We start from the raw sequence: 18,677 nt of genomic DNA on the forward strand, positions 1-18,677 counted from the left end.
GGAGCCATGTCGTATCACTGTCACAATTAGCGACTATAGTGCGACTAACTAACAGGAGTAGTTATGTTTTTAAAGATCAAAAAAGATCGCGGTATTAAGATGAACCACAACGGCATGGATAAGAAGCTGGTTGTGGACATCACATCAAACTTTCTAATCAACATGGCGCACATTGGTGAGATCTCTTTCTACTCACAACATGAACCGCGCCAGCGCGTTGACCTAGCGGGACACTCATTTACTCAACCGGCAGGCACTCTGGTCATTCACTTGCAAATGGCTCACACCTACGCATCGATGACCGGTGATAGTCGTGAAGGGATCAACCGCGTGCGTGAAAAGGTCTACTACAAACTCTATTTCGCACCAGAGAACATCGACTCTTACCAAGAGTTGCGTAACGCTATCGAAGCTCGCGTCGTTAACCTTTAAGAGTTCACCTTTAAGGTTGAATTTAGGTTGCTTCGCCACAATTTGTGTTAATAGATAAATTGTTTGAGGAAGCAACCTAAATGCTCAGAATAATCCTTTTCTTAGCGACCAACCTTGCCATCATTCTGGTGGCCAGCTTGACGCTTAACATCCTTGGCGTTGGTCCATACCTAACATCGAACGGCCTAGACCTTGGCGCTCTACTAGCCTTTTGTGCAGTGTTTGGTTTTGCCGGCTCATTTATCTCTCTGTTTATCTCTAAGTGGATGGCGAAGAGAACAACGGGCACTCAAATTATTGAGCAACCTCGCAATGCCGAGGAGAAATGGCTGGTTGAAACGGTGGCAGAACTGGCTCAAAAAGCCGGTATTGGCATGCCAGAAGTGGGGGTATTCCCATCCAATGCAGCGAATGCCTTTGCGACTGGATGGAATAAGAACAACGCACTGGTTGCGGTCAGTAGCGGTCTTTTATCGCGATTCAAAGCCGATGAAGTGAAAGCGGTACTGGCACACGAGGTAGGTCACGTTGCGAATGGCGACATGGTTACGCTGTCGTTGATTCAAGGAATTATCAATACCTTTGTTATGTTCTTAGCTCGTATCGTCGGTTACGCCGTTGATAGCTTCTTGCGCCGTGGCGACAACTCAGGCGGTGTTGGTATAGGCTTTTACATCGCGACCTTTATCGCCGAGATGGTCTTTGCCGTATTTGCTCATATGATTGTGGCTTGGTTCTCGCGTCGCCGTGAGTTCCGAGCTGATGAAGCAGGTGCAGACCTAGCAAGCAAGCAGGGCATGATTAATGCTCTTCAGAGACTGCAGGCTGAATCGGGTCAAGCGCAAGAGCTATCCGGACAGCTAACGGCCTTTGGCATCAGCAGCATCAAGAAGCAGGGCTTTATGGAGATGTTTGCGAGCCACCCTCCTTTAGCGGCTCGTATTGAAGCTCTTCAAAACCGTCGTTAAATACCGACTCGGTAGATAACGGCGTCTCGATAACCGGTGTGCACCGTCACCACACCGGTTAGTTTTCGATCCAGCTCTGGGTCACCACTGTCAATAATAAGCGGGCGCCCATTAAGTCCGACGATTTTAGAGCGTGTCGCAACGACATAGAGACCTTGCAGTCCCACCTTTTGAATCAACTCAGGACTCAACTGTTGATTACCGCGACCAAGAAGATGCCCCTGCCCGCCAATCGGTGTGATGACAATCTTGAAAGGCGCATCCCCCACTAGCTCAAGTAACTGCTGTGCTGAACAATCACTAGCGACAACCTCTCCATCTTTAATAAGATCGGTACCCAACAGCGTATTTTCGAGTCCCAACTCATCCATGATCGCCGCGACGGTTGTGCCGGATCCCATCACATAGAGAAGTTCGGGATCCATCTGCTCAACAAAATCGGCCGCGATATCAGCGACTACAAGCTCTTCAACCTCTTTGCCGCCCTCTTTCACAGACTGCACATACTGATGCTCTGCAGGCACAAGCAGTTCGCCATAATATTTTGCACGAACTCGGCCCTGCCTAAACTCAGACTCATCAATATCGCGAACCTCAGCCTGCTCCATGCGAACCAGACGCCCTTCGATAAGATCAGTAATTAATGACCCTGCTAGCGAAGGGGTCAGGGTATAGACGCCTGAATGAATCTTCACACCCGCCGGAACGCCAAGGACAGGCACCTGTTGCCCAATGGCTTCATAAATATTGCGTGCCGTACCGTCACCACCCGCAAACAGAATGAGATCGACACCCTCGTCAACCATTGCTCTAGCAGCGATCAACGTATCCTCTGCACTGGTCGGCCAGTGCTGCGGTGAACCTAAGACAAGGCACTCTAACTTTAACTCTTTAATTGACTCTTCACCCATGGCACCGCCCCAGGTAAACAGCTCAATTTGATCACTCTTTATGGCCTCAAGGGCGTGACGCATTTTGACCGGAGCAAGCTGCTGAGCACCTCGGCTTAAAGCCTCATCTCTGATCGCTTCACCATCACTCCCTTTCAATGCAACACTGCCACCAATACCGGCATAAGGGTTGACCAATACGCCTAAGCGAAACTTCATACCTGCACCTCATCCACCTTAAACCCTAAAGCTGCAAGCTGAACTTTCATCGCGCCTGTCGTCTGACCGGTCAGCTTCAGCGATGAAAACTCTCGACGCACCGGGTAACTCTTTCTCAATTGATCAAAGGCTTTAGGTTGATTTTCCGCAGGGGTCAAAGAGTCTATAAAACGCTGATGATCCTCCTTTATGGAGTAGACAGATTGAATCACCAGTTGAATCGTTGTCTGTTGAGTTAATTCAAGTTTTGGGGTCGGGTAATCTGTCAAAAGGCCGTCGAAAGCCGCAGAAACCTCAAGACCTAAAATCTCACAGTAACGCTCATAAAGCATGTAAGTTCCGCGTAACTTACCTTCTAAACTGTAACCCGCTATATGGGGCGTACCGATCAACACACGACAGGCCAATTCACGGTCGACTGTCGGCTCCTCTTCCCACACATCCATCACCAAGGTGACGTCGGTTCTCTGCTTGGCAAAGCTTAAGAGCGCTTCACCATCGATGGTGGGCCCCCGTCCTGCATTTAAAAGCAGTGCTCCTGGAATCAGCTGCTGCAAAAGCGACTCGCCAATCAAGTGATGGGTTGCATGCTCACCGCTGTTGGTTAACGGCAGATGACAACAGACAACATCCGACTGGGCCATTAACTGCGCGAGAGGGGTATCTATAAAGGTTGGGTCCCGAAGAGCACGAGGGGGATCTGATACAAGGACATTAACCCCCAGCGCAGTTAAACGGCTAACTAACCGAGAGCCAACATTACCAGCACCGACCACCCCGTATGAGAGATTCCGTGGATCTAAGGCTCTCTGTTCGGCATATTCATAAATAGCTGCTAGCGCATAATCCACAACTGAATCGGCGTTACAGCCTGCTGCGTTAGAAAAGGGAATTGCGCGCTCAGTCAAGTAGTGAGAATCCATATGATCCATACCTATGGTCGCCGAACCGACAAATTCTAACTGCTTAGTCTCACTCAATAACTGTGCATTAACTTGGGTAATAGAACGTACGAGAAGCGTATCAGCTTCAGCCAACTGACTGGGTTCTATTGAGCGACCCGCCACACGGCGAACTTCACCGAAGGAGGAGAACAATGTCTCAACGGCCGGCATATTCTCATCTGCAACAATGACTTTTTTGAGCTTTATCATGAACACCCCTTTTGAAGAGCTGTATTATACGGCCTATCGATAAAAGTGCGATCTGAACTGATACCACTGATCCGGTGTAAAAAGCCGTGTAAATAAACGTAAAGTTGGTTCACTGTTAGGCTCGAGCATGAAAACATACGCAAAATAGAGTTAGGAATTTAAGTGACTAATCCACCTAAGCGAATCGTTATCAGTCTGTTCCTGATCAGTTCCATAGTACTTTTAACTTGGGCTTCTCAACTCTTTTTGGGACCGAAACCGGTGTCACATTGTGATATCAACAGCGGCAGATGCGAAGTCGTTAACGATGATATTCGGTACCGCTTTACACTGGGACCGATGCCAGCTCGATCTCTGAACAATATGACTCTGACGGCTGAAACTGATCTACCTGGGATCAATCGAGTTTGGGTCGATCTGCAAGGCGCCGATATGTACATGGGCGTTAACCAGTTTGAAATGGAAAAGAGTGAACACCTTTGGCAGGGACGGACTCAGTTAGCCGTCTGCACCACAGGGACGATGACCTGGCTAGCAAAGGTGATTTTTGAAACGGATTCGAAACAAGAGATTGTTGAATTGAGGTTTGACGCACGATGAAGACTCGCAATAAAAATCTACTCGTTATTGTGATGCTGATATTGGCAGCCGTCATTGTTAGCTTGGTTTACCTAAAGCCCAATAACAGTTACCAACCGATTCAGCTGGGTGGTGAGTTTCAGGGTAAAAGTATTGATGGCGATCTGTCACTGAGTGACTTCAGAGGCAAGTTGGTACTGCTCTATTTTGGCTACACCTCTTGCCCCGATATATGCCCCACCTCTTTAACCAGTATGAAGTTTGCTTTCAATGAACTCGATGATGAGCAACTAAACCAAATTCAACCCATTTTTTACAGCGTCGACCCTGATCGGGATTCACTGGAACAGCTACAGGTCTACTCTCAGTTTTTCTCGCCTCTCATTCTTGGTATGACCGGCAGCCGTCAGCAGATCGACAGCGCGATTAAACTGTACGGGGCTTACTATCGAATGGTCGAGCAGCCTGATTCAGCGATGGGCTACACCGTCGACCACTCTTCTAAAATCTATCTAATCGATCAACAAGGTGAGTTTCTAGGAAGCGTCTCACACAACAATCCCAACCAACTTGTTGAGAAAATCCGTTCCATCTTGCAGTAGGAAACTAAGATGAAAAAACTGTTAATCGCGTCACTTTTAACAAGCACCCTTGCCCAGGCCGAGGTCGAGATTTCAGATGCGCGTGTGCGTGCTGTTCCACCGGGCCAGAAAATGACCGGCGCATTCATGGATATCAAAAACAGTGGTGCCGATCTTCAAGTGGTTTCAGCTGAGTCCTCTATCTCTAAAGTGGTCGAGCTGCATACTCATATCAAAGATGGTGAAGTGATGCGTATGCGAAAAATTCCTGCCATTGATCTGCCAGCAAACAGCACCACTCATTTGAAACCAGGCGGCCTACATGTGATGTTTATCGGACTAAAGGAGCCACTCTCCATCGATCAGACAATCGATCTGAAATTAAATTTCAGTGATGGAACTAGCCAAGCATTAGAAGTGCCCGTCAAAATGATTCAAAAGCCTGGTATGAAAAAAGAGATGAAGCAGGATATGCAGCATTGATCGATCAGCACATCTTACAGCCACGGGTACGACTGTCGAAGTGGCTGTAGAGTGCTAGACAGGCATCAACCTCTGACTCCAACACTCCCAGCAGTGCCGCTTTATAACCGTCAATATACTCCACCCGATATCCGTCTATCTCTTGAGTCACCCGATAGGATTTGAAACCGACACGATAGACCCCTGAGTAGTGTGGATAATCCATTAGAGATTGCTCTTGGTATGCCACCACTGGCCAACTCTGCTCAATTTTCAGCGCCGGCACTTTTAATGGGTTGTCGTTATGCAACGCAAGAAAGTACTGTAACTGCTCGACATGATCAAATACACCGAGCACCCACACACCTCGATCTGATTGACCCAGTTCCTGCTCACCTTCAGCGTAAAGATACTCTTTTGTCGGCAGCGTCAATCTTAGATAGTTAAAGCGATTAGTAACGCTAGCAAAGAGAGACCAGTCATTGCCTTTGGCCTGTAAAAGCCAATCGGTTGCAGTGATGCTTAACTGGCGCACGAATAACTCTCTAATTGGAACTGATCGACACTCAGAGGCTCCACAGCATAGAGTGTTCTCAGAGCTTCGCTGAGCGCTTTCAAGCGTGGGTTCATTCCATTGTCGAGCAGTTGATGCACCCTGTTAAGAACAGCCTCTTTAAAGCTATCTGAAGCTCCTAACCCTTGAGAGAGGTTATCGGCACTGAAATGAAATTTTCGACCCGCCGATACCGTTAGAATCCACTCATAAGCTTGGGGGGAAACCTCCACTCGCTCAAACTCGGCCTGCTCCTCTTCTGTTCGACCATCTGGCTTATACCAGTAGCCAAAATCCTCAAGCTGTCGTCTTTTCGGCCCCGCCACACACCAGTGAGCAATCTCATGCAACGCACTCGCAAAGAATCCATGTGCAAAGATAATTCGATGATGAGGATAATCCGCGTCGGCAGGCAGGTAGATGGGCTCCCCATCACCCCGGACCAGTTCGGTATTAAGGGATTCCAAAAAGAGAGTATTAAAACACTCAATCAGTTGATCGACTTGAGGATCGAAATCCATATCAGGCTCCAGAAAAAGATCGTTAGATTATAGTCCGGTTAACGTCTGGGATTAATCTGATAGGCACAAAAAAAGCGCCATATGGCGCTTTTTTCTAAGAATCTTACTCTTATGCTACAACAGTTACGTTGTCAGCTTGAGGACCTTTCTGGCCCTGAGTAACTTCAAAAGTTACTTGCTGGTTTTCAGCTAGTGTACGACGACCAGTACCGTTGATAGCACGGAAGTGAACGAATACGTCTGGGCCGTTCTCCTGCTGAATGAAACCAAAACCTTTCTCGTCGTTAAACCATTTAACTGTACCAGTTAGCTGCTCTGACATTTCTTGCCTCTTAATCCTGTCCCATTTAGGAACTTTAGTGCATCCCCGAGGGGAGTTATCTACCAAGTCAATGACTTGGCCTGAGTGCGACCTGTGCCGCGAACTAAATTACAAGCCTATCTTGTAACCCAGTTATTTATTAGCAGGATGAAGTGACAAAACGATGACACAACACTCAAAACTAACAAAATTAGTGCTTAGTTCAGAGTGGATAAGGAGCAGAAGATCAGATGCGAAGTTTTACTTTCGGTGTTCCAGCCAACCCTAGGGTTAAGCTCTAGTGCAACTTGTTTCTCTGGACGTTTCAAACGCCACAACGTAAACAACTGAGTTAAGTTTAATCCAGTTAGTGCCGAATACAACTATTTTTTATCAATGTTACGCTTTTTGCCGCTTTTTAACGCTAGATGACCCTTTTTTAGCCTTACCACGAGGTGGCAAGCCTGTATGCTGAGTCAATAATCTACCTTTTTTAACACTCTTACTTTGCTTATTAACGTTCTTACGGCGCGGACTCTTATATTGATCACCCTCTGAATTGTTTGAAGGAATCAAATGATTAGGGCCATCGCCTATCAAGTCAGCACGTCCCATCGACTTCAGAGCCTCACGTAACAGCGGCCAATTTTCAGGGTCGTGGTAGCGTAGGAATGCTTTGTGTAAACGACGCTGTTTTTCACCTTTGACCGTCTCAACCCGCTCTGAAGACTTTTTGTAGCTTTGACGTTTCAGAGGGTTACGACCGGTATGGTACATGGCGGTAGCGGTCGCCATCGGTGAAGGGTAAAACGCCTGCACCTGATCCGCTTTAAAGTCATTGCGCTTTAACCAGACAGCGAGATTCATCATATCTTCGTCAGTGGTACCGGGGTGCGCAGCGATGAAGTAAGGAATCAGATACTGATCCTTCCCTGCCTCTTTAGAGAAGCGTTCAAACATCTTCTTAAACGCATCGTAAGTACCAATGCCCGGCTTCATCATATGATCGAGCGGACCTCGTTCAGTATGCTCAGGCGCGATCTTTAGATAACCACCAACATGATGGGTCACCAGCTCTTTCACGTATTCAGGGTCTTCCACAGCCAAATCGTAGCGAAGACCTGACGCAATCATCACCTTCTTCACCCCTTTTGTTTTGCGTGCTTTGCGATAAAGCTCCGTCAATGAGGAGTGATCAGTATTTAAGTTGTGGCATATCTCCGGGTAGACACAAGAGAGCTTACGACAGGACTTTTCGATCTCCGGTGACTTACAGGCAATTCGATACATATTGGCCGTTGGCCCGCCTAAATCTGAGATAACCCCTGTAAAGCCTGGGACTTTATCTCTGATCTCTTCAATCTCATTTAAAATCGATTCGTGAGAGCGATTCTGAATAATGCGCCCTTCGTGTTCTGTAATGGAGCAGAAAGTACAACCGCCAAAACAGCCGCGCATGATGTTCACCGAAAACCGAATCATCTTGTAGGCAGGGATCTCTTGCCCTTTATAGATCGGGTGTGGAACACGTGCGTAGTTAAGCCCGAAAACGAAATCCATCTCTTCAGTGGTCAATGGAATCGGAGGTGGATTCAACCACACCTCTTGATCACCATGCTGTTGGACTAACGCGCGAGCATTACCGGGATTTGTCTCTAAGTGGAGTACTCTGCTCGCATGAGCGTAGAGAACAGGATCTTTAGAGACTTTTTCAAATGGGGGAATGCGAATGACTGTTTTACTGCGATCAAGGTGCACCTTAGGTTCAATATGCAGAACCTGAACTTCATCAGCCTCAGGCTCCTCTTTGGAACCCTTTTCCAACGCACACTGTTCAAGGTCTCGGGTGTTAACATAGGGGTTGATCATTCGATCAATTTTGCCCGGTCTATCGATACGAGTGGAGTCTATCTCCATCCAGCCCTCGGGCGTATCCGTGCGAATAAAAGCGGTGCCTCGGACATCGGTCAAGTCGCCAACCGATTCGCCGGCTGACATTCGCTGAGCCACTTCAACAATGGCACGTTCAGCATTACCGTAGAGCAATATATCCGCCCTGGAGTCGAGCAGTATTGAGCGACGAACTTTGTCTTGCCAGTAGTCATAATGAGCAATACGACGCAGTGACGCTTCGATACCTCCCAATACAATGGGAACCTCTTTATAAGCTTCTCGACAGCGCTGGCTGTAGACAATGCTGGCACGATCAGGTCGGCTACCGGCTTTACCACCCGGCGTATAGGCATCATCAGAACGAATTTTACGATCGGCCGTATAACGGTTGATCATAGAATCCATGTTACCCGCCGCAACACCAAAGAATAAGCGAGGCTTACCCAATACTTTAAAGGCCTCAGCACTCTGCCAATCTGGCTGAGCAATAATACCTACCTTGAAACCCTGCGACTCCAGCAGACGGCCAATGATGGCCATACCAAACGATGGATGATCAACATAGGCATCACCGGTCACGATAATGATGTCACACTGGTCCCAACCCAACTTCTTCATCTCAGCTTTAGACAGCGGCAAAAACGGTGCGTGCGGAGCATCGTTACGCTGAGCAATCGAGGTGATTGTTGGAGTGGCTTGCATGATCAATCCAGAGATCTAATGAGTATGGTGAAATTATACGTGAGAGCAGTTAGAAGATCTGCTCAGAATCGATAAAAGTTATCGCGGGTATTGATAGCGATTTAGCCAGCGCTCAATAAACCGGAACGCCAAAATAAATAGCGCAGCGATAGCAAGATACAACATACCTGCCGCAAAAAAGATCTCCAGCGGGGTATAAGTACGAGCAATAATGGTTCTCGCCATACCCGTAAGATCCAACAGAGTAATGGTTGAGGCGAGCGCACTACCCTTCAACATCAGAATTAACTCATTCCCGTAAGCAGGAAGCACAATACCGAAAGCACGAGGCAGGACGATACGTCGTATCTGAACCAGTTTCGACATACCAAAAGCCTCTGCAGCTTCAATCTCCCCCTTTGGAATAGACTGGATTGCACCACGAACAAGCTCAGCACTGTACGCTGCAGTGTTCAGCGTTAACGCTATCAGTGCACACCAGAAGGGTTCACTGAAAATTTCCCAAAGGGATGTATTTCGAATGAGATCAAACTGAGCTGAGCCATAGTAGATCAAAAATATTTGGACCAATAACGGCGTGCCACGGAAGAAATAGATGTATGCCCAAGGAAGCGCAGAAACTAAGCGATTTTTAGAGGCACGCATCAGCGCAAGAGGCACTGCAATCGCTAGCCCCGTTAAGGCTGAATAGAGAACCAATTCTAGTGTTAACCAAACGCCATCAAAGAGGCGTGGAAAATATTCCCAGATCACATCCCATGACCAGTTCATGCTGCAACCCTCTTCTCAGCAGGATTTGATGCGCGCTCAAGATAAGTAGTTATCAAAGTAGATATTGCCGTGAGACCAAGATAGATCAGTGCGGCTGCCATGTAGAAAGTGAACGGCTCTTTTGTAGACCCCGTCGCAACGTAGGCCTGTCGCATAATGTCGTTCAAACCAACAACAGAGACGAGTGCGGTATCTTTTAGAAGTACTTGGAAAAGGTTGCCAAGACCTGGCAGCGCAAGACGCCAAACCTGGGGCAGAATAATTCGATAGAAGGTCGTCAGGCGAGGCAAGCCCAAAGCATAGGCTGACTCCCACTGGCCCTTCGGGAGCGCTTGAATAGCCGCTCGAAAAACTTCAGTAGCGTAGGCACCAAATGCAATAGAGAGCGCCGTGACACCCGCTGCAAAAGCACCCACCTCTATGTAATCTGTATAACCAAAACGCTCTGCGATAGCCATCAACAGCATCGAGCCACCAAAGTAGATGGTGAGCACTAAAAGCAGTTCCGGTATTCCACGAATCAGCGTTGTGTATCCGGTTGCTAACCAGCGAAGTGGCGCAATCGAGGATAGTTTCGCAGAGGCACCAGCAAGCCCAATAATAAGGCCAAAAAATAGGCTAGCGAGCGCAAGCTGAATAGTTATCCAGGCACCCTCCCAAAGAAGGTGACCGAAGCCGTGAAGATCAAACATAGAGTAAGATATTGGCTGCGCCATTTAGGCACAGCCTGTCCCGATTAGTAGATCGAGAATGGGAAGTACTTAGCGTTGATTTTCGCGTAAGTACCGTTATCAACAATCGCTTGAAGTGCTTTGTTGAACTTCTCTTTTAGAGCATCGTTTTTACGAATTGCGATACCGATCTTATCGTCGATGTCGATATCCTGGCCTTTGAACTCAAAGCCTTTGCCGTCATCAGTTCGTAGCCAGTCGTATGCTGGGAACTTATCTGACAGCATGCCATCAAGACGGCCGGCAGCAAGGTCTAAGTATGCGTTATCTTGAGTATCGTACAGTTTTACGCTCGCGCTTCCTGACATGTTGTCTTCAAGGTACTGGCCAGCGATAGTCGCACGCTGCGCACCAAGCGTTTTACCCTTCATGTCACCCATAGACTGACCTTTAGGACCCACGTAAGCGAGAACGTTTGAGTAGTATGGGTTAGTGAAGTCGACAACTTTTAGACGCTCTTCTGTGATCGACATTGATGCGATGATTGCATCGTACTTACGGCTCATAAGACCAGGGATAATACCGTCCCAATCCTGTGCCACTAGCGTACAGTCTGCTTTCATTTCAGCACAAAGTGCATTAGCGATATCTACGTCAAAGCCCTGAAGCTGACCTTTGTCATCGACCATATTGAAAGGCGCGTATGCACCTTCAGTAGCGATACGGATTTTATCGCCTGCGAAAGCTGAAGAGGCTGCAACAGCACTCAAAGTAAGACCAACGACGAGGTTTTTTAATTTCATTATTTTCTCCTATTAGGATCTACTGTCCTATTGATGACTCGACATAAAGGCCTTCACCCTTGCAGATGAAGGATTTTCGAATAGTTTCTCTGGTGTTCCCTGCTCTTCGATATGTCCTTCATGAAGAAAGACAATCTGGCTCGAAACATCACGTGCGAAGCGCATTTCATGGGTTACTATCAGCATAGTGCGTCCCTGTGAGGCCAGATCCCGCATGACCGCCAGCACTTCATTGACCAACTCAGGATCAAGCGCTGAAGTTGGCTCATCGAACAATAACAGCTGTGGATCCATCGCTAAAGCACGTGCTATCGCAATACGCTGCTGCTGGCCACCTGAAAGATGACTAGGATAGGCATCAATCTTATCTACGAGACCGACCTGCTCTAGGATCAGTTTTGCCTGCCCCACCGCCTCATCTTTAGACTGTTTTAAAACTTGAATGGGAGCTTCTGTAATATTCTCTAACACAGTACGGTGCGGCCAGAGATTAAAGTTCTGGAATACAAAACCGATACGCGAACGCATATTTTCAAGCTGCTTTCGACTTTTAGCCTGCAACTCGCCACTCTTAGATGGCACCAACTCAAGTTTCTCATCCCCAAGATAGATCTCACCCTTGCTTGGATTTTCAAGCAGGTTAATACAACGCAGTAGCGTACTCTTACCCGAGCCACTCGAACCGAGAATAGAGATCACATCGCCATCTTTCGCCTCCAGTGAGACCCCTTTGATAACGTTCAGGGATCCGTAGGATTTATGAATATCGATCATGCGAAGCGCAGTAGCGGGTTGTGAATCTTGAGACATTAAAACTTAACCAAACAGTCATGTAATCAAGGGACTTTAGCGAGAATAGTGACACACGGCAAGCCTTCTATATTCCACAAACAAAAAAGCCGCGATAAACGCGGCCCTTAATGTGAGTTTTCGTTTAGCCTTTCGCTTTAACGATTATGTCGTGCCATTTAGCTGGACCAGATGTATGAACAGACTCACCATTCACATCTACAGCCACAGTCACCGGCATATCTTTGACTTCAAACTCATAGATCGCTTCCATGCCCATCTCTGGGAAGGCTAGCACTTTTGAGTCAGTGATCGCTTTAGAGACAAGGTAAGCAGCACCGCCAACAGCCATTAGGTAGACCGCTTGGTTATCTTTGATCGCATCAATAGCGATTGGACCACGCTCTGATTTACCAATCATGCCCAGTAGGCCCGTTGACTCTAGAATCTGACGTGTGAACTTATCCATACGTGTTGACGTTGTTGGGCCAGCAGGGCCTACAACCTCATCACGGACAGGGTCGACAGGACCCACGTAGTAGATGAATCGCCCTTTCAGATCAACTGGCAACTCTTCACCGTTGTTAAGCATCTCTACCATGCGCTTATGGGCGGCATCACGACCGGTCAACATTTTACCATTAAGCAAAATAGTCTCACCAACCTTCCACTCTTTAACCGACTCAGGTGTGATCTCATCTAGATTGACGCGGCGTGTATTAGCACCGACTTCAAAGGTCACTTCTGGCCACTGATCCAAGCTTGGCGGTGTGAGAACGGCCGGCCCATCACCTTTCAAAGTAAAATGAGTATGGCGAGTCGCAGCACAGTTAGGGATCATACAGATTGGCAAAGATGCCGCGTGCGTTGGGTAGTCCATGATCTTAACGTCTAGAATCGTTGTCAGACCACCAAGACCCTGTGCACCAATACCTAGCTCATTGACCGCATCCATGATCTCTAAACGTAGCTCTTCGACACGGTTCTGCGGACCACGCTCACGTAGCTCATGAATATCGATAGGGTCCATCAAAGACTCTTTGGCCATGACTGCTGCCTTCTCGGCAGTACCACCAATACCAATACCCAACATACCTGGTGGACACCAACCAGCACCCATAGTCGGTACCGTTTTAACCACCCAATCCACGATGCTGTCAGATGGGTTCAACATCACCATCTTCGATTTATTCTCTGAACCACCACCTTTAGCAGCCACATGAACTTCTACCTCATCGCCCTCTACAATTTCGTAGTGGATAACAGCAGGAGTATTGTCCTTGGTGTTCTGACGTTTGCCAGCAGGGTCAGCAAGAATCGAGGCACGTAGGACGTTATCTGGGTGCATGTAGGCTCGACGAACACCTTCATTGACCATATCGGTGACGCTCATTGAAGCATCCCACTGAACGTTCATACCCACTTTAAGGAATACGGTAACGATACCGGTGTCCTGACAGATAGGACGCTTACCTTCAGCACACATGCGCGAGTTGATTAGGATCTGCGCCATCGCATCTTTAGCGGCTGGGTTCTCCTCTTTCAGGTAGGCTTCGTGCACACCTTCAATAAAGTCGATTGGGTGGTAGTAAGAGATGAACTGTAGCGCATCAGCAACGCTATCAATAAGGTCGTCTTGGCGAATAACGCTCATTGGAAAACTCCATTTATAGTGATGATCAGGGGGCTCCACCCCTGCAGTGCAGCCAGATTATACATCATCCAAATCAGATGGGATGACCACACTTTGTCTAACGGCTAAGCAGAACCTATAGAGACAAAAAAGCCGGCTCAGTCGCCGGCTATCATTTACGCCCTCTCTGGAGCGTTTGGAAGATCACGCATCAGTAGCGCGTATTCCATATCAGTATCAAAATCGAGTGGTAGTGTCACACGGTGTCCTGAACCTGGGGCAACATGGACTCGAGCACCTTTCTTGTCATACAGCTCATCAAGCTTGAAGCGACGATTACCCTGAGGGGTCATCAACTCAAGTGTGTCACCCACCTCAAATTTGTTCTTCACATCGATAACAAGCTTGCCAGAGTCCGCGTCACGCTCAACCACTTCACCGACAAATTGCTGATGCACACCCACAGAGTTACCCGTTTCATAGTTCTGGTATTCGTCGTGAACATGACGACGGTAGAAACCTTCGGTGTATCCTCGGTTTGCAAGATTCTCAAGGACATCCATTAGCCCCTTGTCGAATGGGCGACCAGCCGCTGCATCGTCAATGGTTTGACGGTAAGCTTGCGCGGTTCTGGCAACGTAGTAGTGCGACTTAGTGCGTCCCTCAATTTTCAGAGAGTCGACGCCCATCTCCGTCAAGCGATGCACGTGCTGAATGGCGCGCAGATCTTTTGAGTTCATGATGTAGGTACCGTGCTCATCTTCAAAGGCCGGCATATACTCTCCAGGGCGAGTCTCCTCCTGGAGCAGGTAGATCTGATCTGATGGCTTACCTTCACCTAGGGCAGGCTGCTTCTCTTCGCTTGGATCAAAGCTCTGAACGGGAACCACATCACCGGACTCATCTTCCTGAGCTTCATGAGCATCGTATTTCCAACGACAAGCATTTGTGCAAGTACCCTGGTTTGGATCTCGGTGGTTGATGTAACCCGATAGCAGACAGCGACCTGAGTAGGCGATACAGAGTGAGCCATGAACAAAGACCTCAAGCTCAATATCCGGACACTGTTGACGTATTTCAGCCACTTCATCTAGCGAGAGTTCACGTGACAGGATGATTCGCTCAATACCTGCTCGCTCCCAGAACTTCACTGCAGCCCAGTTCATAGTATTCGACTGAACAGAGAGGTGAATCGGAAGATCTGGATACTTATCTTTGACCATCATAATCAGGCCAGGGTCGGACATGATCATGGCATCAGGATTCATCGCTACAACAGGATCAATATCCTTCATGTAGGTACCCAACTTTGAATTGTGCGGCAGAATGTTACTGGCGACAAAAAACTTTTTACCCAGTTGATGCGCAATATTGATCCCCTCTTCAAGGTTCTGAAGAGTAAAGTCGTTGTTACGTACACGAAGGCTATAGCGCGGTTGACCGGCATAGACCGCATCAGCACCATAGGCAAAGGCATACTTCATATTTCGCAAGGTCCCTGCAGGGGACAATAGCTCGGGTTTTCGCATCATGTTCTCAAAATTGGTTAAACGGTTTAGCGTGTAAGTGGCACTTCGAAAAGCGGCTTATAGACACTGCCATGATCACCCTCAGTGCTCTGAAGAAGCACAATCGAGTCAGCCGGCAGGCTATGATCGATAGGCGGCAACTCTCTGTCGACAGCAAATCGATTGTCCGCTGGCAAGCGTGCCAAGGTGACGTGGGGCATAAAGTTCTGATCTTTACAAACAATGCCAACCTCTTCGGCTAACGCCACTAACTGCTCATGGAGCATCGTTAGCTGACTATTCTGCGCGGTCATCGCCGCGATCAGGGAGAGTCTCGGATTAACGGCGTAATAACTGACCTGATCTAGCTGAACGGTAAAACGACTACCAAAATCTATTTGAGTGGCACGTTTCTCGAGCTGTTCTATCTGTTCTAGGCTGACATCTCCTAAAAAGCAGAGCGTCAGGTGATAGCCAGATGAATCAAACCAGGTTGCGTCCAGCCCTAAATCAAACTGACACAACTCATCAGAAAGATTAGCGAGCTCTCGAGCCGTTCTATCAGGAATGCGTAAAGCAAAAAAGGTTCTTAGCTTCACGTCTTAACTCAGCTCCATTTCATGTGGCGCGTATTGTGCCCATTGGCAAGGATTTGGACAAGTATTGATCAGTTGCGAATAATTCAACTAACGAATAGCTCCTTCAAGCAGCAGCGTATTGAGCTGTTGTTTGATGTTCAATAGTTCGGCATTGACCGACTGGCGACTAGAATCAATGGAGCGGAGACGATCTTCAATGGTCGCTAAACGGCCATCAAGATCACTGGAATTGGAACCTGCCTTAACTTGTTCAAGCTGCTCTGAAAGCCTTGCTCTCTCGTCCCGTTCAATAGAGAGCTGAAACTCAAGGTCACTGTTGAGTTGAGCTACCCGTTCACTTAATTGAGCGATCTGCTTATCTTTACTGGCAACTAGGTCATTAAGTTTTGATAGTTGCTGGTCACGTTTTTTCAAACTGCTATCAAATTCTGATACTGATTTGGACAGTTTATTAACAGACCCTTCGCTCTTTTTAGCTTGTGCTTGAACTTGATCCACACCTGACTGAATGCTTTTTATCGATTCAGCCTGAGATTTAATCAGTTTAGCTTGTGCTTCAATCGTCTTGCCCTGCTTCTCCAACTGAGGCTTATTGCGCTGATACGAAACGGTCCAAAGCTTAGCGATCTCAGAGTCAAAATGCTTAATACGATCTTCAACACGACCATTAAGCTGCTCTAATCGAGAAGAGAGGGTTTCACCTGATTGTGACGCTGAAGTCGTTGTCTTCGTCAGCGTTGCATCGGTACTCTCAAGCCATAAGTTCATCTGTTCCAGAAGAACGGATTGTTGATCCATCTTTTGAGTCAGTTGGTAGTTCCATACAGCCATAGCCACAGCCACTAACAGTGCAATAACAGCAACACCCGTTGCTAAACCACTACTTTTAGAAGAGGGCTTAACGGCGGCATTAGTGGGGTTGTTAGGCACTTGAGGTTTTTGCTTTTCAGGTTCAAGAGTGGGCACTGGCTCGGCCAGTTGATCTAAATTGAATCCTGGTTCGCGACGTTCAGACATTGAAGAGGGTTCTTACTCAATTAGAAAGTGATACATTACCAGTTTTATCCCCCCCAAAAAAGAGTGCCCAGCAAAGCTGGGCACAGGTGGAGTACTGATAAGAGCGCGATTAAATCGCTAGGTACTCGTTACGAAGCGCTTCGTTATCAAGAACTTCTTGAGCGGTTCCGTCGAATACAACGTTACCGGTATCAAGGATCACTGCGCGATCAGCAAGCTTCAGTGCAGCAATTGCATTCTGCTCGACAATCACGGTAGTAATACCCAGCTCTTTGATCTCACGTAGAGTACGCTCAATCTCTTGAACGATAACAGGAGCCAGACCTTCATAAGGTTCATCAAGAAGAAGAACTTTGATGTCTCGACAGAGCGCGCGACCGATCGCAAGCATCTGCTGCTCACCACCTGACAGAGTGACGCCCTCTTGGTTACGACGCTCGCCCAGACGAGGGAATAGCTCGTAGATGCGTTCGATATTCCAACCTTTAGGAGGCGCAATTTGAGCCAGCTGCAGGTTCTCTTCTACCGTCAAACCAGGAATGATACAGCGATCTTCAGGAACCAGTGCAATACCCGCTTGTGACGCTTCATACGCTGTCATGTCGTGAATATTTTGGTGATCCAACCAGATCTCACCGCTTTTTAATACTGGGTCATCACAACGTGCGATGGTACGCAACGTTGATGTTTTACCGGCACCGTTACGGCCAAGTAGAGCAAGAATCTCACCCTCATGGATATTGAAACTCACACCCTGAACGATGTAAGACTCACCGTAGTAACCATGAATATCGTGGATAGAACAGTAGGTAACCGGTGTACCCAGGTTTTGAGTTCTAACGGCTTCAGTTGCGACTGTATTGGTCATACTTCCGCTCCTCCCAAGTATGCTTCACGAACTTTAGGGTTCACTTTAATTTCATCTGGAGAACCCTCAACGATCACGTGACCTGCTGCCATTACACTCACTTTATCAGCGAGTGAGAAGACTACATGCATATCGTGCTCGATGATGACCATCGTCATTCCATCCGCTTTGATCTTCTTCAACAGATCGATGGTGTTGTTGGTATCGGCACGTGCCATACCCGCGGTTGGTTCATCAAGAAGTAGTAGTTTTGGCTCTTGAGAGAGACACATTGCCAACTCAAGACGACGCTTATCACCACGGCTCATGCTGCCCGCGTGAGTATCAGATTTACCTAGCATGTTCACATACTCTAGGTATTTAGCAGCCTTCTCTTGCAGGTCTGCATCCTGATCAGAACGTTTCCAAGCATTTAGCTTGAATTCGCCATCGCGGTGAGCCAACAGTGGGATCATCATGTTTTCCATGATCGTAAGATCAGCAAAGATCTCAGGAGTCTGAAATACGCGTGAAATACCCAACTGGTTAATCTTATGTGGCTTAAGGCCAATCATGCTGTTACCAGAGAACGAAATCGTGCCGTTATCTGGAATCAACTTACCAATGACTGCGTTCAGCAGTGTTGATTTACCGGCACCATTCGGACCGATGACCGCATGAACGGTTTTCTCTTCAATTTTTAAGTTGACGTCATCCAGTGCTCTCAAGCCACCGAATGTTTTGTTTACGCCAGAGATTTCTAGTACTGACATATAAATATCCT

General features: G+C 47.6%; 21 protein-coding genes. 5 read left to right on the top strand and 16 right to left on the bottom strand.

What is annotated here, in order from left to right; all coding sequences use genetic code 11:
• The first annotated feature begins 63 nt into the window (after window positions 1-63).
• Window positions 64-432, top strand: a complete 369-nt coding sequence (locus XMG59_RS02805; RefSeq protein ID WP_173480564.1) for a hypothetical protein — start codon at window positions 64-66, stop codon at window positions 430-432.
• An 80-nt stretch (window positions 433-512) separates the two neighbouring features.
• Window positions 513-1,400, top strand: a complete 888-nt coding sequence (gene htpX, locus XMG59_RS02810; protein WP_173480563.1) for a protease HtpX — start codon at window positions 513-515, stop codon at window positions 1,398-1,400.
• On the opposite strand, the gene XMG59_RS02815 is transcribed toward htpX, so the two are convergent.
• Both XMG59_RS02815 and XMG59_RS02820 read right to left on the bottom strand, forming a co-directional pair.
• Window positions 1,397-2,509: an ATP-NAD kinase family protein gene (locus XMG59_RS02815; protein WP_173498176.1), complete on the bottom strand. Its 1,113-nt coding sequence runs from the start codon at window positions 2,507-2,509 to the stop codon at window positions 1,397-1,399. The genes htpX and XMG59_RS02815 overlap by 4 nt on opposite strands.
• On the bottom strand, window positions 2,506-3,663 hold the full coding sequence (locus tag XMG59_RS02820) for a 4-phosphoerythronate dehydrogenase (RefSeq protein WP_173498177.1): 1,158 nt from the start codon (window positions 3,661-3,663) through the stop codon (window positions 2,506-2,508). The genes XMG59_RS02815 and XMG59_RS02820 overlap by 4 nt, the downstream gene beginning before the upstream one ends.
• 162 nt (window positions 3,664-3,825) lie before the next feature.
• Here XMG59_RS02820 and XMG59_RS02825 point away from each other — a divergent pair, with 162 nt between their 5' ends.
• From XMG59_RS02825 to XMG59_RS02835, 3 genes are read left to right on the top strand one after another with little or no spacing between them, the layout of a single operon-like run.
• Window positions 3,826-4,263, top strand: coding sequence for a hypothetical protein (locus tag XMG59_RS02825; RefSeq protein ID WP_173480560.1), 438 nt, complete (start codon window positions 3,826-3,828; stop codon window positions 4,261-4,263).
• On the top strand, window positions 4,260-4,844 hold the full coding sequence (locus tag XMG59_RS02830; protein ID WP_173480559.1) for an SCO family protein: 585 nt from the start codon (window positions 4,260-4,262) through the stop codon (window positions 4,842-4,844). The genes XMG59_RS02825 and XMG59_RS02830 overlap by 4 nt, the downstream gene beginning before the upstream one ends.
• Before the next feature lie 9 nt (window positions 4,845-4,853).
• On the top strand, window positions 4,854-5,306 hold the full coding sequence (locus tag XMG59_RS02835) for a copper chaperone PCu(A)C (protein WP_173494672.1): 453 nt from the start codon (window positions 4,854-4,856) through the stop codon (window positions 5,304-5,306).
• Window positions 5,307-5,310: 4 nt separating this feature from the next.
• Here XMG59_RS02835 and XMG59_RS02840 read toward each other — a convergent pair whose 3' ends face one another.
• The 14 genes from XMG59_RS02840 to XMG59_RS02905 form a co-directional block, all read right to left on the bottom strand.
• Window positions 5,311-5,820 carry a hypothetical protein gene (locus XMG59_RS02840; RefSeq protein WP_173498178.1) on the bottom strand — a complete coding sequence of 170 codons (510 nt, stop codon included), beginning with the start codon at window positions 5,818-5,820 and terminating at the stop codon, window positions 5,311-5,313.
• Entirely contained in the window at window positions 5,808-6,359 is a 552-nt protein-coding gene (locus tag XMG59_RS02845) for an elongation factor P hydroxylase (protein WP_173498179.1), read from the bottom strand. Before XMG59_RS02845 ends, XMG59_RS02840 begins: the two co-directional genes overlap by 13 nt.
• A gap of 109 nt (window positions 6,360-6,468) precedes the next feature.
• Window positions 6,469-6,681 (bottom strand): cold-shock protein, encoded by a 213-nt coding sequence (locus XMG59_RS02850; RefSeq protein WP_173480555.1) that lies wholly within the window; start codon window positions 6,679-6,681, stop codon window positions 6,469-6,471.
• Window positions 6,682-7,059: 378 nt separating this feature from the next.
• The gene (locus XMG59_RS02855; RefSeq protein WP_173480554.1) at window positions 7,060-9,255 is read right to left on the bottom strand and encodes a YgiQ family radical SAM protein; all 2,196 of its coding nucleotides are present in this window, start codon (window positions 9,253-9,255) and stop codon (window positions 7,060-7,062) included.
• A gap of 78 nt (window positions 9,256-9,333) precedes the next feature.
• Complete coding sequence (locus tag XMG59_RS02860) at window positions 9,334-10,026, bottom strand: ABC transporter permease (protein WP_173480553.1); 693 nt, start codon at window positions 10,024-10,026, stop codon at window positions 9,334-9,336.
• Window positions 10,023-10,742, bottom strand: coding sequence for an ABC transporter permease (locus XMG59_RS02865; RefSeq protein WP_254447044.1), 720 nt, complete (start codon window positions 10,740-10,742; stop codon window positions 10,023-10,025). Before XMG59_RS02865 ends, XMG59_RS02860 begins: the two co-directional genes overlap by 4 nt.
• A gap of 20 nt (window positions 10,743-10,762) precedes the next feature.
• Complete coding sequence (locus XMG59_RS02870; RefSeq protein ID WP_169450310.1) at window positions 10,763-11,500, bottom strand: ABC transporter substrate-binding protein; 738 nt, start codon at window positions 11,498-11,500, stop codon at window positions 10,763-10,765.
• A gap of 27 nt (window positions 11,501-11,527) precedes the next feature.
• Window positions 11,528-12,310, bottom strand: coding sequence for an ABC transporter ATP-binding protein (locus XMG59_RS02875; RefSeq protein ID WP_173483299.1), 783 nt, complete (start codon window positions 12,308-12,310; stop codon window positions 11,528-11,530).
• Between the two features lie 124 nt (window positions 12,311-12,434).
• Window positions 12,435-13,943 (bottom strand): fumarate hydratase, encoded by a 1,509-nt coding sequence (locus tag XMG59_RS02880; protein WP_173480551.1) that lies wholly within the window; start codon window positions 13,941-13,943, stop codon window positions 12,435-12,437.
• Window positions 13,944-14,098: 155 nt separating this feature from the next.
• Entirely contained in the window at window positions 14,099-15,451 is a 1,353-nt protein-coding gene (gene yegQ / locus XMG59_RS02885; RefSeq protein WP_173483372.1) for a tRNA 5-hydroxyuridine modification protein YegQ, read from the bottom strand.
• Between the two features lie 26 nt (window positions 15,452-15,477).
• Window positions 15,478-16,029: an RNA 2',3'-cyclic phosphodiesterase gene (thpR, locus tag XMG59_RS02890; RefSeq protein ID WP_173480550.1), complete on the bottom strand. Its 552-nt coding sequence runs from the start codon at window positions 16,027-16,029 to the stop codon at window positions 15,478-15,480.
• 87 nt (window positions 16,030-16,116) lie between these two features.
• A complete protein-coding gene (locus XMG59_RS02895; RefSeq protein WP_173480549.1) occupies window positions 16,117-17,046 on the bottom strand; it encodes a hypothetical protein in 930 nt (309 codons plus the stop codon).
• Window positions 17,047-17,155: 109 nt separating this feature from the next.
• Window positions 17,156-17,914 carry an ABC transporter ATP-binding protein gene (locus tag XMG59_RS02900; RefSeq protein WP_173480548.1) on the bottom strand — a complete coding sequence of 253 codons (759 nt, stop codon included), beginning with the start codon at window positions 17,912-17,914 and terminating at the stop codon, window positions 17,156-17,158.
• Window positions 17,911-18,666: an ABC transporter ATP-binding protein gene (locus XMG59_RS02905; RefSeq protein WP_173483300.1), complete on the bottom strand. Its 756-nt coding sequence runs from the start codon at window positions 18,664-18,666 to the stop codon at window positions 17,911-17,913. Before XMG59_RS02905 ends, XMG59_RS02900 begins: the two co-directional genes overlap by 4 nt.
• Window positions 18,667-18,677: the final 11 nt, after the last annotated feature.

The sequence above is a fragment of the Marinobacterium sp. xm-g-59 genome (genome assembly GCF_013283315.1).
Classification (GTDB): Bacteria; Pseudomonadota; Gammaproteobacteria; order Pseudomonadales; family Balneatricaceae; genus Marinobacterium_E.